Genomic DNA, 13,862 nt, shown 5'->3' with positions numbered 1-13,862 from the left:
GTTGCCTTGCCCGGCCGGCGGGCGCTCTGGAAAGGTGATCGTCATGGGGGCGAGCGGACGGCCGTGGGCGACGGTGGCGGGCACGGACGAGGTGCTGGGGCTGGTCCCGGCGTACGAGCGGCTGCTCACCGGCGTCGAGCGGCGGCGCGCGGACGCGATGCGGGTCGCGGGCGCACGGTCCGACTTCGTCGCCGCGCACGTGCTGGTGCGGCTCTGTGCGGCCCGGCTGCTGGACCGGCCCGCCGACACCCTCGTACTGGAACAGCGCTGCCCCGGCTGCGGTTCCGGCGAGCACGGGCGGCCGTCGCTGGCCGGGCTGCCGCAGGTGTCCGTGAGCCTGTCGCACACCACGGGCGTGGTGGCCGCGGCGGCGGGCCACGAACCGGTCGGGATCGACGTGGAGCGGCGCAGGCTGCCGGACGGCATCCGGGGCGCGGCGGGCCGGGTGCTGAGCGCGGCCGAGCGGTCGGCGATGCGCGAACACGCCGATCCGGACGCGTACTTCCTGCGCCAGTGGGTGCGCAAGGAGTGCTTCATCAAGCTGGGCAGGGCGACGCTCGGCGGGCTGGCCGCCGTCGACCTCTCGGGCCTGCCGGGGCCGGACGAAGCCGCGGAAGACCTGTCCCGCCACGGCGACCTGTACGTGCTCGACCACACGGACGCGCGCCGCGACGCGGTCGCCGCCGTGGTGAGCACGGCGCGACCCCGCATCGGCGCGCTGCCTTCGCCCGCCGGTCCGGAACTTCCGTCCGCCGGTCCGCAGCGCCCGGCCGCTCTGGAGGGCCCGATCGCCTGACCGCCGCCCCGCACGCCGCCGCCCCTCACGCCAGCAGCTCGGCGAGCCGCGCGCGGTTGAGCTTGCCGTTGTCGTTGTGCGGCAGTTCCTCCAGGCGCCGGATGCGGCGCGGCACCATGTGCAGCGGGATGTGCTGCCGCAGCCAGTGGCCGAACTCGTGGGCGCGCATCTCCTTGCCCAGGTAGGCGGCGAGCAGCCGTACCTCGTCCTTGACGGTGACGGCCACCACGGCGGCCTCGGTCACCTCGGGGTGGCGCCGCATCGCGGCCTCGACCTCGCCCAGCTCCACCCGGTGCCCCATGATCTTGACCTGGCTGTCCAGCCGCCCGCGGTGCACCAGCCGGCCGTCCTCCCGGCGGACCCGGTCGCCGGTGCGGTACCAGTGGGCGCGGGTGAGCGGGCCGGTGCCGTCGTAGGGGACGGCGGGCGCGCCCGGTTCGTAGTGAACGAAGCGTCCGGCGTTGTCGGCCGGATCCAGGTAGCCGTCGAAGCGCTGGGCGCCGCGCACGCACAGTTCCCCGTCGTCGCACGGGTGCCCGTCCTCATCCAGGAGGACGGCTTCCATGTGCGGGTACGGCTGCCCGATGGGGACCGTGCCGTTGGAGCTGCCCGCGGCGCCGGGGGCGTCGGTGAGGTCGTGGTCGGTGCAGGTGATGGTCAGCTCGGTCGGTCCGTACAGGTTGTGGATACGGGTGCCGGGCGCCACCTGCCGCCACAGCGCGGTCAGCTGCGCGGTGACCGGCTCGGCGCTGAAGCAGCTGTGGCGGAGCGTGGTGACCTGCCCCAGCGGCAGGTTGCCGTAGCGCTGGGCGGTGGTGACCAGGGACGGTACGGAGAACCAGTGGGTGAGCCGGCGGCGTACCACGTAGTCCACCGGCCGGTACAGCTCGTCCTGGTCCGGCACGATGACGGTGGCGCCGGCGCCCCAGGCCACGAACAGGTCGTAGACGGACGGGTCGAAGGTCAGACCGAAGGTCTGCGACATCCGGCAGCCGGGGCCCGCGTCGTAGCGGGCGATGTTGTACGCGATGTACGGGGAGACGTTGCGGTGGCGGATCGGCACGCCCTTGGGGCGGCCCGTCGAGCCGGAGGTGAACAGCAGGTACGCCTCCGCCTCCGGGTCGGCCGGGGCCGCGGGCAGGGCGCCCTCCGGCGGCTCCGGAAGGCCGTCGCCGTCCGCCGGGACGACGGTCACCGCGGGCCGGAAGCCGCCGGGCAGGTCGGCGAACGTGGCGCGGTGCTCCTCGCCGACGAGGACCGCGCCGACCCCGGCGCGGCGGGCGATGTCGAGGGTGCGGGGCAGCGGGTGGTCGGCGTTGAGGGGGACGGCGGAGGCGCCGAGGCGCTGGATGGCCAGGTACGCCACGTAGGTGGCCACCGTCCGGGAGGCGACCAGCGCGATCCTGGCGGGCGGACCCGCCGCGCCCTCGGTGGGCAGCTCGTCGAGGACGCGGGCCGCCAGGGCCTCCGCCCTGCGGTGCAGTTCGCCGTAGCTCAGGGCCTGCTCGCCCAGTTCGAGGGCCGGGGCGTCGGGCCACCGGCGGGCGGAGTCGGCGAACCACTGGTGGAGGGTGCGGTCTTCCAAGGCGGGCTCCTGGCGTACGGGGTCCACGGGGAACGAAGCGGAGGTCGGGGCGGGGGAGCTGACGTCGGTGGGCGGGCGGTTCACGAAGCGGCCTCCGCCGGTGCCGCCGGGGTCTCGGCGCGCTGCTGCTGCGCCGCGCCCATCCGTACGACCGGCCGCGCGACCAGCGCGAAGAGCAGCAGCACACCGGCTCCGGCGGCCACGTACGGGATGTTGACGTCGACCAGCTTGGCCACCGCGCCGCCCGCCAGCGCGCCCAGCGGGATGGTGCCGGTGCCCACCAGGCGGTAGACGCCGTTGAGGCGGCCCAGCTGGTCGGGCGGGGTGGTGGCCTGGCGGAAGGAGACGGTCAGCGCCTGGTAGACGGCGGCGCCGAGCGCCATGAGGGCGAACCCGGCGGCCGCGGCGAGCGCGTGCCGCACCAGGCCGGTGAGCAGCATCGCGACGCCCATCAGGACCATGCCGCCGAGCGCGGCGGGGAAGAGCCCGAAGCGGTCGGCCAGCCGCGAGTTGAGCAGCCCGCCCGCGATGCCGCCGAGCGCGCCGACCGCCAGGAAGACGCCGAAGGCAGCCTCCGGGAGGCCGAGCCAGCGCACCACGTAGAGGACTTCGAGGGTGCCGGTGACGCCCATGAAGAAGTTCAGCGCGCCGAGCATGCCCGCGAGGGTGGCCAGCAGCCGGTCGGTGCGGAGCAGGCGTACGCCGTCCAGGATCATGGTGCGCCAGCGCGGCGCGTCGCCCGGCCCCGTACGGCCGGACGGGGCCGGGAAGCGCGGCAGGCTGACCAGCAGGGCCACGCCGAGCAGGAACGACACCCCGTCGATCAGGAACGGCAGGCCCGCGCCGGCGACGAAGGCGAGGCTGCCGAGCGGCTGCCCCGCGGAGTCGCGGAAGACCAGCTGCGCCACGTGGAGCCGCCCGTTGGCGGTGGCGAGACGGCCGGAGTCCACCACCATCGGCAGATACGACTGGGACGCGACGACGTGCACCGTCTCGCCCAGCCCGAGCACCGCCGCCACCGCGCAGACCACCGGCAGGCTCACCACGCCGGTGACCACGGTCAGGGTGAGGACCAGGACCGCGGCGGCCCGCAGCAGGTCGACGCCGATCAGCAGCGAGCGCCGGTCGGCCAGGTCCGCCCAGACGCCGGCCAGCGGCGACAGCAGCAGCGGCAGCCAGTTGGCGACCGTGACCAGGGAGATCAGCAGCGGGTCGGTGGTCAGGGAGAGGGCGAGCAGCGGCAGGGCGGTGAGCCGTACGCCGTCGCCCAGCGCGGAGACCGCGGTGGACGCCCACAGCCGCCCGAAGGGCGTGAAGCGGCTGCGGGAGACGTGTGCGCCCGGCCTCTCCGTCATACCCACGGTTTTTCCGCGCCGTCGCCGGACCACAGGACCGGCCCCGTCGCGGTGAGCGTCGTGGGGGCGGCCTGCCGCTGCGGCACCAGGTGCAGGCGCTGGACGTCCGCCGGCGCGTCCGTGTCCGCCGCGCGGCCGTCCTGGCAGGCGCAGGGCTTGGAGTTGAAGCCCGCGAACCGGTAGGCGACCTCCATGATCCGGTTGCGTTCGGTACGCCGGAAGTCGGCCTCCAGGTGCACGTCCGCCAGGGTGGCCTGGTCGGCGATCCAGCGCAGGACGTGGGTGCCGATGCCGAAGTTGACCACCCGGCAGGAGGTGGCGAGCAGCTTCAGGCGCCAGCTGGCCGGCTGCCGCTCCAGCAGCACCACGCCGACCGCGCCGTGCGAGCCGAAGCGGTCCTCGACGGTGGTGACCAGCACCTCGTGGTCCGGGTCGGTGAGCAGGGCGCGCAGGTCGGCGTCGGAATAGTGCACGCCGGTGGCGTTCATCTGGCTGGTGCGCAGGGTCAGTTCCTCGACGCGCGCGAGGTCGTCCGCGTCGGCGCGGGCGATGCGCATCCGCATGTCCAGGGAACGCAGAAAGTCCTCGTCCGGCCCGTTGAACTCGCTCTGGGCCGCCTCGCGCCGGAACTTCTCCTGGTACATGGACCGGCGGCGGCGCGCGTCGGTGGTGACGGTGGGCGCGAAGTCGGCGAGATCCGGCAGCCCGGCCGCCTCCGCCGCGTCGTAGCAGCGCACGTCCGGCAGGTGGTAGGCGACCTCGGCGCGCTCGGTGTGCTGGTCGTCGATGAACGCGATGGTGTTCTGGGCGAAGTTCAGCTGCTCGGCGACGGTGCGCACGGCGTCCGACTTGCGGCCCCAGCCGATGTGCGGCAGGACGAAGTACTCGGCGACGCCCAGCGCCTCCAGCCGGGGCCAGGCGTCGGCGTACTCGTTGCGGCTGGCCACCGACTGGAGGATGCCGCGCTCGTCGAGAGCGCGCAGCGTCTTCAGGACGCCGGGGCGCAGCTGAAGTTCGTCGTTCTCCAGGAGCGTGCCCTGCCACAGGGTGTTGTCCAGGTCCCAGACCAGGCACTTCACCGCGGGGCGCGCCGCCCCCGCCGTAGCCGCGGCCTTTGTGGTGTCCGCCGTGTCACTGCCCGCCATGCCGGTCATACCTCCCAGAGGGTCACGGCCCACGCCGCGACCGGGCTGTTGTTCAGGACGAGGACGAGGTCGCCGGGCGCCAGTTCGCCGCGGGCCAGCAGCCGGTCCAGGTTGAGGACCACGTCCATGGCGCCGAGGTGGCCGTATGCCTGGAGGTGGTCGGTGCACACGGGGTGGATGGGCAGGCCGAGGAGGGTCTCGTAGAACTGGAAGGCCGGCGCGGTGACGTTCTGCATGAGGGTGGCGGCGATCCGCTCCCGCTCCACGCCCGCGTCCGCGAGGACCTGCCCGACCAGGCGCTTGAGGTGCTGCTGGCTGTGCAGGGCCAGTTCGAAGCGGTAGCGGTCGGCGGAGTTGACCTCCTCGCGCCACTCGTACCAGGGGGCGTTCCTGTAGTCGACCTGGAGGAGGTCGTGGAAGCGGCCGTCGGTGTGCTGGCGGTGGGCACGCAGTACGGGGCGGCCGCCGCGCACCAGGGTCATGGCGAAGGCGCCGTCGCCGACGACGGTGACCGGGTGGCGCACCCGGTCCAGCGCGACCGGGCGGCTGGCGTGCGCGATCATGACGGACTGCCGGGACGGGTCGGCCACCAGCAGGTCGCGGGCCAGCGACCAGGCCGAGCTGGAGCCCGTACAGCCCAGGCCGTCCAGAACGAAGGAGAACGCCTTGGTCAGCCCGGCCTCGGAGGCGATACGGCCGGAGCCGGAGCCGAGCAGCACCTCCGGGGCGCGGGCGCCGACGACCACCAGCACATCGGGGTCGGGCGCCGCCGTGTCGCGTTCGCGCAGCTCGCGGACGGCGCGGGCGGCGAGGCTCGCCGCCGCGGGCTCGTCGGCGAACCGGCCGACCGTACGGATACCGCAGCCGAGCGCGAAGTCGGCTTCCTCGCGCGGCAGTTGGCCGATCTCGTCCAGCTTCTCGACGGGTATCAGCTCGTCGGGCAGGAGGCAGTGCACGGCCCCCACCCCGACGGCCGTATCCGTGCCGCTGCCCATTTCCGTCGTCATCCCCGGCCCGTCCGTACGTGGTCCGCGAGGAGCAGCTGGCTGATCTCCGTGCTGCCCTCGATGATTTCCATGAGTTTGGCGTCGCGGTACGCCCGCGCCACCGGGTGGCCGTCGCGCGCCCCGCGGGAGGCCAGCACCTGGACGGCCGTGGCGGCGCCCTGGACGGCTTCCCGGGAGGCGACGTACTTGGCGACCACGGCCTGGGTGCCGAGCTCGGGACGGTTCTCGTCCCAGCAGGCGCTGGCGTGCTCGCAGCAGCGCAGCGCGACCTGCTCGGCGACGGCCAGTTCGGCCAGGTGCCGGGCGACCAGCTGGTGGTCGGCGAGCGGCTTGCCGAACTGCTCGCGGGTGCGCGCGTGCGCCGCGGCACTGTCCAGGCACGCGCGCAGGATGCCCGCGCAGCCCCAGGCGACGGAGAGCCGCCCGTAGGTCAGCGCGGTGGTGGCGAGCAGGGCGACCGGCAGGCCGGCGCCGGACAGCAGGTGGTCGGCGGGCACCCGTACGCCGTCGAGGTGTACGTCGGCGTGGCCCGCGGCCCGGCAGCCCATCGGGTCCGGCACCCGCTCGATGCGGACGCCCGGCGCGTCGGCCGGTACGACCACCACGGCCGCGCCGGAGCCGTACGTCCCGAAGACCACGAGCAGGCTCGCGTAGGCGGCGCCGGTCACCCACACCTTGGCGCCGGTGACGTGCACGGTGTCGCCCTCGCGGCGGATCTCCGTGCGCATCGCCGACAGGTCGCTGCCCGCGCCGCTCTCGGAGAACGCCACACCGGCCGTCTCGCCGCCGGTCAGCCGGGGCAGGAACGTGCCGCGCTGGGCCGCCGTGCCGAAGCGCTGGACGGTCCAGGCGGCCATGCCCTGCGAGGTCATCAGCGAGCGCAGCGAACTGCACAGCGACCCGGCGTACGCGGTCAGCTCGCCGTTGGCCCGGCTGTCCAGGCCGAGGCCGCCGTGTTCCGCGGCGACCTGCGCGCACAGCAGTCCGCGCCGGGCCGCTTCCCGTACGGTCTCCGCGGGGATGCGGCCGGTCAGGTCCCACTCCTCGGCGCGGTCGCCGACGAGTTCGCCGAGCGCGGCACGGGCGCCGTCCGCGGTCGCCTGTGCCGTCACCGGCCCGCCGCTCCTTCGCCGCGCAGCCGCTGGACCAGCGCGGTGATGGCGGGCACGGTACGGAAGTTGTCCAGGGTCAGGTCGTCGCCCTCGACGGCGACCTGGAACTCCTGCTCGACGTACTGGAGCAGTTCCAGGGAGAACAGCGAGGAGAACGCCCCGGAGGCGAACAGGTCCTGGTCCACGGCCCAGTCGCCGCCGGTGCGCTCGCCCAGGAACGCCACCAGGCGCTGCTGCACCGCCGCGGCGCCGGGTGAAGTCGCCGCGTCCTGGTTGTCGACGGTGGTCATGCGCGCGTTCCTCCGTAGGAGTAGAAGCCGTTGCCGGTCTTGTGGCCGAAGTCGCCGTCCCGGACCTTCTCCAGGAGCAGGTCGCAGGCGCGGTATCCGTCGTCGCCGGTGCGGTCGTGCAGCACCTTGAGGGTGTCGACGATGTTGTCCAGGCCGATCAGGTCCGCGGTGGCCAGCGGCCCCGTACGGTGCCCGAAGCAGCCGGTGAAGACGCGGTCGACGGACTCGGCGGAGGCGCGGCCCTCGGCGACCAGCCGGGCCGCGTCGTTGATCACCCGCATCAGGATGCGGTTGGAGACGAAGCCGGGGCCGTCGCCGACCACGATCGCCTCCCGGTCCAGGGCGGTCAGCAGCCGGTCCAGCGTGGCCATCGCCGCGTCGCCGGTGCGCGGGCCGCGGATCACCTCGACCGCGCGGATCAGGTAGGGCGGGTTCATGAAGTGGGTGCCGACGACGTCCTCGGGCCGCTGGGTGTAGCCGGCCAGCTCGTCGACCGGCACGGCCGAGGTGTTGGAGGCGATGAGCGTGCCGGGCCGGACGGCGGCCGAGATGGCGGCCAGCGCCTCGGTCTTGGCCTCGGTGGTCTCGGTGACCGCCTCGATGACGGCCGCCGCGGACTCCAGGCCCGCGACGGAGGTGTCGGTGATCAGCTCACCGTCCGGGCCCTTGGGCAGCTTGCCCAGCAGCCGTGCGTGGCGCAGCTGCCGGCGCACCGCGCCGCGGGCCCGCTCCAGCTGCTCCTTCGACACGTCGGTCAGCAGCACCGGCAGGCCGCGGCCCACGGCGAGCGTGGCCAGTGCCGTACCCATGACACCGGCTCCGACGATGGCCAGCCGGCCGTCGCCCCATTCCTCGTCCAACATGGTCCTACCGGTCGTCTCGTCGGTCGTTTTGTCGGTGGTCACTGCGCCGCACCTTCCGTCACATCGGTCAGCAGGCCCGCGAAGGCCGGGCGCCCGGCGAGGTGGCGCAGGGCCCGCAGGGTGCGTTCGCCGTCCAGGCGGGGGTCCAGGCCGTGGTCGTCCAGCCACGGCCGCCACAGCCGGCTCTCCACGTCCACGCGCGGGGTGTCCAGGTCGTGGGTCTCGTACAGCGCCATGGTCGACAGCACCGGGTCGCCGGTCTCCAGCGCCCGCCGCCCGGCCAGCCGGGCCCACTCGGCGACCGGTACGCCGCGCGTCGGCGCGCCCAGCGCGGCCAGTTCCGCGAAGAGCGCGGCGAAGGTGGTGGTGTCCTCGCCGACCAGGTGGTACGCGCGGCCGACGGAGCCGGGCTCGCGGCCGAGCCGGACGACGGCGCGGGCCACCAGGTCGATGGGGGCCACCGGCAGCGGCATGTCGTCCGCCGGGTGGGCGCCGATGGCCAGGCATGCGGCGATCAGCCGCCAGAGCAGGTCCAGGTCGTTGCAGGCGCCGGTGGCGGTGTCGCCGCCGATCAGGCCGGGGCGGAAGACGCGGACGCGCATACCGTCCCGTTCGGCCTGGTCCAGCAGGCGTTCGCTGACCCACTTGGAGATGCCGTAGCCGCCGGCGTCCGGGTCCAGGGGCTGCTCGCGGCGCTCCAGCAGCCGGCCTTCGGAGCCGAGGGCCTGGCCGCAGGCGGCGAGGGTGGAGATGTAGCTGATGTCCGCGATGCCGTGCCGGCGCATCCAGGCGAGAAGGTGGTACGTGGCCAGAGTGTTGGCCGGGCGCAGCACCTCGTACGGCTCGGTGAAGACGACGTGGGCGCCGCAGTGCACGACGTGCCCGATGCGGCGGGCCAGTTCGCCGTCCTCGTAGGACTCGCAGATGCCGGCGATGTCCCGCAGGTCGCCGGGCACGACACGGACGCGGTCCGGGTCGGGTCCGGGGAGCCGGAAGCGTTCGGCGGTCTCGCGCAGGCGCCGTCGGCCGTGTGCCTCGTCGTCGGCGCGCACCAGGCAGTAGACGCGGCTGTCGCGGTAGCCGGGGTCCTGGAGGAGTTCGTGCAGCAGGAAGGCGCCGACGAAGCCGGTGGCGCCGGTGAGCAGCACGTCCGGGCCGGGCGGTGTCTCCCGCGGTGCGAGCGGCGGGAGTTCCAGGGCCAGGTCGGCGTCGATGAGGGCGGCGTCCCGCGCGGTGTCTGCCGTCCCGGCGGACTCGCTGTCCGTACGGGCCGACGCGCCGCGGATCGCCTCGGCGACACGGGCGACGGTGGCCTGGCTGCCGCCGGTGCGGTGCAGGTTGAGCAGCGTGCCGTACCGCTCCTGCACCTCCAGGGTCATCCGCAGGCCGAGCAGGGAGGTGCCGCCGAGGGCGCCGAAGGTGTCGTGCAGGCCGATGCCTCCGGTGCCGAACAGTTCCTCCCAGAGGGCGATCAGTTCGCCTTCGAGACCGGCGGGCCGGCCGGCGGGCGTGCTCGGCCGGGCGGGCTCCTGGGGAGCGGCGCCCGGTACGGCGAAGACGGAGTCGTCCAGGGCCGAGCAGCGCCGCCGGGTGAACGGGTAGGTGGGCAGTGTGACGCGGCGGCCGGTGCCGTCGTCCAGCGCGCGGGCGTCCACCGGGACGCCGTGCAGCCAGGCGTCCGCGAGGGCCGCGGCGATCCGTTCGCCGAGGTCGGCGCCGTCCTCTGCGGAGATCGCATACCGGCCGGGGGCGCTCTCCCCCTCGCCCACGACGATCAGGTAGGCGTCGGCGGGCAGCGCCGCGGGCACGGTGTCGTGCTGTTCGGTACGGCGGCCGAGCGCCGCCAGCAGGGCGGTGCGTATCTCCTCGGCGCGCTCCCCGGTCGCGGTGACGGCCAGCACCGGGCGGCGGGTGCCTGCCCGGACCGTGCGGGCGGCGGGCGGGCGCGGCAGGCGCAGGGCGGCGGCCAGCCGGTCGGCGGGCGCGGTGACCACCCGGCGCTCGGTGAAGTCCTGCCGTCCGACGCGCAGGGTGTGGGCGATGTCCCCGGCCGGGGCGCGGTCCTGGTCGATCTCGTCGGCGAGGCGACGGGAGAGCGCGTCCAGTTCCGTACGCGTACGGGCGGAGAGCTGGAGCCGTACGACGGGCCGGGCGGGCGCGGAGGGGCGGACCGGCTCCGGCGGCGGGGCGAGGACGACGGACGCGTTGGCGCCGCCCAGGCCCATCGAGTTCACCAGCACCTGGCGGCCGGGGTCGGTGCAGTGCTCCAGGTCGGTGGGGACGTAGAAGGGGCTGTCGGCGAGGACGCCGGGGTCGCGGGCGTGCTCGAACATCGGGTGCGGGACCAGGTGGCCGGTGCGGGCGACGTGGATCGCCTTGATCAGCCCGGCGATGCCGGCGGCCGATCCGGCGTGCCCGATGTTCGCCTTGACCGTGCCGAGCGCGCACCGGCCGCGGTCGGCCGGGCGTCCGCCCGCCGCGCGCAGGCCGTCGATGAGGCCGCGCAGCTCCACCTGGTCGCCGAGCGGCGTGCCGGAGCCGTGCGCTTCGGCGTACCGCAGGTCCGCGGGGTCGGTGCCGGCCACCGCGAGCGCGGCGGCGACCACCGAGGCGAGGCCGTCGGGGCTGGGCGCGGTGAAGCCGGGCCGGTGGGCGCCGTCGTTGCCGACCGCGCTGCCGCGGATCACCGCGAGGACCGGGTCGCCGTCGGCGAGCGCGTCGGCCAGGCGGCGCAGCACGACGACGCCGATGCCGGAGCCCGCGCCCGTACCGGTGGAGCGGATGTCGAAGGCGCGGCAGTAGCCGTCCTCGGACAGGACGCCGCCGGGCTGGTACTGGTAGCCGACGGACGGGTACGACAGGCCGCTGCCGCCCGCCAGCGCGATGTCGCACTCCTCGGACAGCAGGCTGAGGACCGCGTAGTGCACGGCGGTCAGCGAGGAGGAGCAGGCGGTCTGGACGGCCATCGAGGGGCCGCGCAGGCCAAGCTTGTACGAGACGCGGGGCGCCATGAAGTCGACGCCGCCGCCCAGTTGGAGCGTCAGGTCGTCGAAGGCGGCGGGGCCTTCCGTACGGGCGCGGGCGTACTGGAGGAGCGTGTTGTACGTGCTGTTGCTGGCGCCCGCGAAAACGCCGACCTGCGGGCCGTTCGCACCGTTCGGCAGGTGTCCGGCCCGCTCCAGGCCCTCCCAGCACGCCTCCAGGAACAGGCGCTGCTGCGGGTCGATCAGCTCGGCCTCGACGGGCGGGTAGCCGAAGAACTCGTCGGCGAACAGCTCCGGGTCCTCGACCCAGCCGGCCCGGGTCACGAAACCGGGCGCGGCGGCGGCCTCCGCGGACACACCACAGCGGCGCAGGTCCTCGGCGGGGATGTCCCGGAGCGAGACCACACCCTTGTCGAGGTTGCTCCAGAACTCCTCGGGAGTCGCGGCCTCCGGGAACCGGCAGCCGACGCCCACCACCGCTACGGCGGTCTCGCTGTTCATCGCGCGGCGGACCCTTCCGCCTGCTCCGGGCCGCTGTCCGCGCGCCCGCGCCGGGCGCTGCCGAGCAGCCGCCCGCGCCCGGCCGCCGCGGCCACCGGGGCCGGCGCCTCGGGCTCGTACGACGGGTCCAGCAGCCGGGCCTGCGCGCGCACCGTGTCGTGCCGGAACAGCTCGGCGACCTCCAGCTCGCGGCCGGTCTGCTCGGACAGTTCGTCGCTGAGCATGACCAGCAGCATCGAGTTGCCGCCCGCCTCGAAGAACCCGGTGTCCAGGGGCGCTTCGTCGATGCCCAGCACGTCCTGCCACGCCTGGCGTACGAGCTGGAGCGGGTCCGCCGGGACGGACGCGCTGTCTTCGGGGTTCACCACGGGGGCCTCCGGGAGGGTGTCGGTTTCAAGCACGCCGCGCCGCCGCGGTCTCGAAGAAGGCGCGGGACCGGGCCATCGCCCGGCCGACCTTGTCGTAGGCGTTCTCCGGGTCGGCGAACGGGCCGACCTCGACACCGATCCATCCGGCGTCGACGGCGAGGAGCTGTTCGGTGAAGGCGGCCATGTCCGCGACGCCCTCGCCCGGCACCAGGTGCTCGTGGAAGGTGCCGTTGGAGTCGGAGTAGTCCACGCTGTTGACCCGGCCGGCCAGCCGCCCCACCTCGGAGGCGGCCACGCCCGCGACGACCAGGTGGGAGACGTCGACATTGGCCTGGAGCGCCGGGGAGTCCACGTCGTCCAGCAGCCGGACGAGGTCGTCGACGTCGGTGATGAGCGAGGTGTCCATCGGCTCGGGCTTGACGCTGAGACCGATGCCGCGCGCCTCGGCGTACGCGGCGAGGCGGCGCACCGAGGCGACCAGCAGCTGCCACTGCGCCTCCTCGGGCCACATGGCACGCCAGAACCAGTCCCCCAGCAGCAGCTTCATGACCTCGCCGCCCAGATCGCGGGTGAGGTCCACATGCTTCTCGGCGCGCTTGAGATGGAATTCGCGCACGACGTCACGGAAATCGCTGAGGCCGAATGCGTGACAGGCCGTCAAACTGATCGGCAGGCCCACCGCTTCCGCGTCGCTGCGGAATTGCAGCAGCCTTTCCGGCTCCAGTTCCATCGCCTCTTCGACGATGCAGATCCATTCGGCACCCAGTTCGGCGGCGGCCCGCCAGGCGTCCTTGCCCTTGTACGGGGAACCGTAGAACGCCTGGTCCACCAGCAGCCCGAGGCTTGTCTGACCGGTCATGGTTGGTTCCGCTCCTAGGTCGGTGCGCGTTCAGGACGTGGGCCCGGAGAACTTCGGCCGTAGGGACGCCGGGAAAGGCCCGGCACGAAAGGGTGTTGGGTGTGGTGGCGGTCGGTGCTGAGCGGACGCGCGGTTACGGCGGCGAATTGCCCGCCGCCGCGCGCACCGGTGCGTATACGGTCCGGTGCCGTCCGCGGCAGGGCACGGTCCGCTCACAGGAATGGACGACGGTCGGTGTTCCGGCTCCGGGCGCCGGGCCCCGGCCCGCTACGCGGCGGCGGCCGCCGGGCGGCGTGGTGGTGCGGTGCGGCGGCCGGCGGCCCGCCGGATCGCGCTGCCGGAGCGGGCGGCGGTGCCCGCCGCGTCCGCTCTCTCGTCGATTGCCATCATTCGTGCCCCCGTCGGCCAACGATCCTGACGACCTGTTGCGGCCCTGTCGAACACGGGGATGCTAGCACGCGTCTCTGTGCGCACTCTATGGCGAAATGTCGTCTCATGACGTTGCGTCTGCTGATGAACGCGCAGCTCAGAAGGGGTGGTTGGACGAAGCAACCGAAAGCGGGAGGGGGCGGCCCGAACGCCCCGGACGGCGTCGGCCCACGGCGTGGACACCGGTCCCGGCGTACGCCCGCGGCCGGGGCACGCGGCCCCGCGAGGCCCGTGCGCCGGGCCGTGGACGGCCGGTCACGGTACGTCTCCCGTCCGAACGCGGCGAGTTGTTACTGTGCGTCGCGGAGCGGCCGGACGGGCGACTCCAAGAAGCCTGAGGAGCAGGAGAATCCATGCCCAGCCGCATCATGCTGAATCCCGGTGACATAGCGACGCTGGACCTGACCGACCCGCGCACCCACGCCGAGTACGACCTGTCCGAGGTCTGGCGGCATCTGCGCACAACACGGCCGTTCCACTGGCACCCCTCCATCGGCGGCGCGCCGGGTTTCTGGGTGGTGTCCCGGCACGCGGATGTGTCCGAGATCTACCGGGACAACAAACGGTT

General features: G+C 74.0%; 12 protein-coding genes and 1 pseudogene. 2 read left to right on the top strand and 11 right to left on the bottom strand.

The features are described from left to right. Nucleotides 1–43: 43 nt before the first annotated feature. On the top strand, nucleotides 44–796 hold the full coding sequence (locus ADK86_RS03985; RefSeq protein WP_063788936.1) for a 4'-phosphopantetheinyl transferase family protein: 753 nt from the start codon (nucleotides 44–46) through the stop codon (nucleotides 794–796). A 25-nt stretch (nucleotides 797–821) separates the two neighbouring features. Here ADK86_RS03985 and ADK86_RS03980 read toward each other — a convergent pair whose 3' ends face one another. The 11 genes from ADK86_RS03980 to ADK86_RS45145 form a co-directional block, all read right to left on the bottom strand. Continuing rightward, nucleotides 822–2,465, bottom strand: a complete 1,644-nt coding sequence (locus ADK86_RS03980; protein WP_078951784.1) for an amino acid adenylation domain-containing protein — start codon at nucleotides 2,463–2,465, stop codon at nucleotides 822–824. Next, nucleotides 2,462–3,736: an MFS transporter gene (locus ADK86_RS03975; RefSeq protein WP_053695305.1), complete on the bottom strand. Its 1,275-nt coding sequence runs from the start codon at nucleotides 3,734–3,736 to the stop codon at nucleotides 2,462–2,464. Before ADK86_RS03975 ends, ADK86_RS03980 begins: the two co-directional genes overlap by 4 nt. Then, nucleotides 3,733–4,890, bottom strand: coding sequence for an HAD-IIIC family phosphatase (locus tag ADK86_RS03970; protein WP_078951782.1), 1,158 nt, complete (start codon nucleotides 4,888–4,890; stop codon nucleotides 3,733–3,735). The genes ADK86_RS03975 and ADK86_RS03970 overlap by 4 nt, the downstream gene beginning before the upstream one ends. Continuing rightward, nucleotides 4,887–5,888 (bottom strand): 3-oxoacyl-[acyl-carrier-protein] synthase III C-terminal domain-containing protein, encoded by a 1,002-nt coding sequence (locus tag ADK86_RS03965; RefSeq protein WP_053695304.1) that lies wholly within the window; start codon nucleotides 5,886–5,888, stop codon nucleotides 4,887–4,889. The genes ADK86_RS03970 and ADK86_RS03965 overlap by 4 nt, the downstream gene beginning before the upstream one ends. Next, nucleotides 5,885–7,000: an acyl-CoA dehydrogenase family protein gene (locus tag ADK86_RS03960; RefSeq protein WP_053695303.1), complete on the bottom strand. Its 1,116-nt coding sequence runs from the start codon at nucleotides 6,998–7,000 to the stop codon at nucleotides 5,885–5,887. The genes ADK86_RS03965 and ADK86_RS03960 overlap by 4 nt, the downstream gene beginning before the upstream one ends. Next, a complete protein-coding gene (locus tag ADK86_RS03955; RefSeq protein ID WP_053695302.1) occupies nucleotides 6,997–7,290 on the bottom strand; it encodes an acyl carrier protein in 294 nt (97 codons plus the stop codon). The genes ADK86_RS03960 and ADK86_RS03955 overlap by 4 nt, the downstream gene beginning before the upstream one ends. Then, nucleotides 7,287–8,195 carry a 3-hydroxyacyl-CoA dehydrogenase family protein gene (locus tag ADK86_RS03950; protein ID WP_078951781.1) on the bottom strand — a complete coding sequence of 303 codons (909 nt, stop codon included), beginning with the start codon at nucleotides 8,193–8,195 and terminating at the stop codon, nucleotides 7,287–7,289. The genes ADK86_RS03955 and ADK86_RS03950 overlap by 4 nt, the downstream gene beginning before the upstream one ends. Continuing rightward, nucleotides 8,192–11,638, bottom strand: a complete 3,447-nt coding sequence (locus ADK86_RS03945; RefSeq protein WP_053695301.1) for a thioester reductase domain-containing protein — start codon at nucleotides 11,636–11,638, stop codon at nucleotides 8,192–8,194. Before ADK86_RS03945 ends, ADK86_RS03950 begins: the two co-directional genes overlap by 4 nt. Next, complete coding sequence (locus tag ADK86_RS40080; RefSeq protein WP_063788934.1) at nucleotides 11,635–12,006, bottom strand: acyl carrier protein; 372 nt, start codon at nucleotides 12,004–12,006, stop codon at nucleotides 11,635–11,637. The genes ADK86_RS03945 and ADK86_RS40080 overlap by 4 nt, the downstream gene beginning before the upstream one ends. Before the next feature lie 25 nt (nucleotides 12,007–12,031). Continuing rightward, nucleotides 12,032–12,865: a sugar phosphate isomerase/epimerase family protein gene (locus ADK86_RS03935; RefSeq protein ID WP_053695300.1), complete on the bottom strand. Its 834-nt coding sequence runs from the start codon at nucleotides 12,863–12,865 to the stop codon at nucleotides 12,032–12,034. A 267-nt stretch (nucleotides 12,866–13,132) separates the two neighbouring features. After that, entirely contained in the window at nucleotides 13,133–13,255 is a 123-nt protein-coding gene (locus tag ADK86_RS45145; RefSeq protein WP_267888782.1) for a hypothetical protein, read from the bottom strand. Between the two features lie 392 nt (nucleotides 13,256–13,647). Here ADK86_RS45145 and ADK86_RS03930 point away from each other — a divergent pair. After that, nucleotides 13,648–13,862: pseudogene (locus ADK86_RS03930) on the top strand (cytochrome P450); the annotation flags it as partial.

This window comes from Streptomyces sp. NRRL F-5755, from assembly GCF_001279365.1.
Lineage (GTDB): Bacteria > Actinomycetota > Actinomycetes > Streptomycetales > Streptomycetaceae > Streptomyces > Streptomyces rimosus.
The sequence above is the reverse complement of the archived record's forward strand: the minus strand, read 5'-3'. Positions and strand labels throughout refer to the sequence as shown.

Excerpts from the sequence above, each read along its gene's own strand:
- ADK86_RS45145 (WP_267888782.1), bottom strand. The coding sequence starts at position 13,255 with ATGATGGCAATCGACGAGAGAGCGGACGCGGCGGGCACCGCCGCCCGC.
- ADK86_RS03985 (WP_063788936.1), top strand. The coding sequence starts at position 44 with ATGGGGGCGAGCGGACGGCCGTGGGCGACGGTGGCGGGCACGGACGAG.
- ADK86_RS03945 (WP_053695301.1), bottom strand. The coding sequence starts at position 11,638 with ATGAACAGCGAGACCGCCGTAGCGGTGGTGGGCGTCGGCTGCCGGTTC.
- ADK86_RS03970 (WP_078951782.1), bottom strand. The coding sequence starts at position 4,890 with ATGACCGGCATGGCGGGCAGTGACACGGCGGACACCACAAAGGCCGCG.
- ADK86_RS03965 (WP_053695304.1), bottom strand. The coding sequence starts at position 5,888 with ATGACGACGGAAATGGGCAGCGGCACGGATACGGCCGTCGGGGTGGGG.
- ADK86_RS03955 (WP_053695302.1), bottom strand. The coding sequence starts at position 7,290 with ATGACCACCGTCGACAACCAGGACGCGGCGACTTCACCCGGCGCCGCG.
- ADK86_RS03975 (WP_053695305.1), bottom strand. The coding sequence starts at position 3,736 with ATGACGGAGAGGCCGGGCGCACACGTCTCCCGCAGCCGCTTCACGCCC.
- ADK86_RS03935 (WP_053695300.1), bottom strand. The coding sequence starts at position 12,865 with ATGACCGGTCAGACAAGCCTCGGGCTGCTGGTGGACCAGGCGTTCTAC.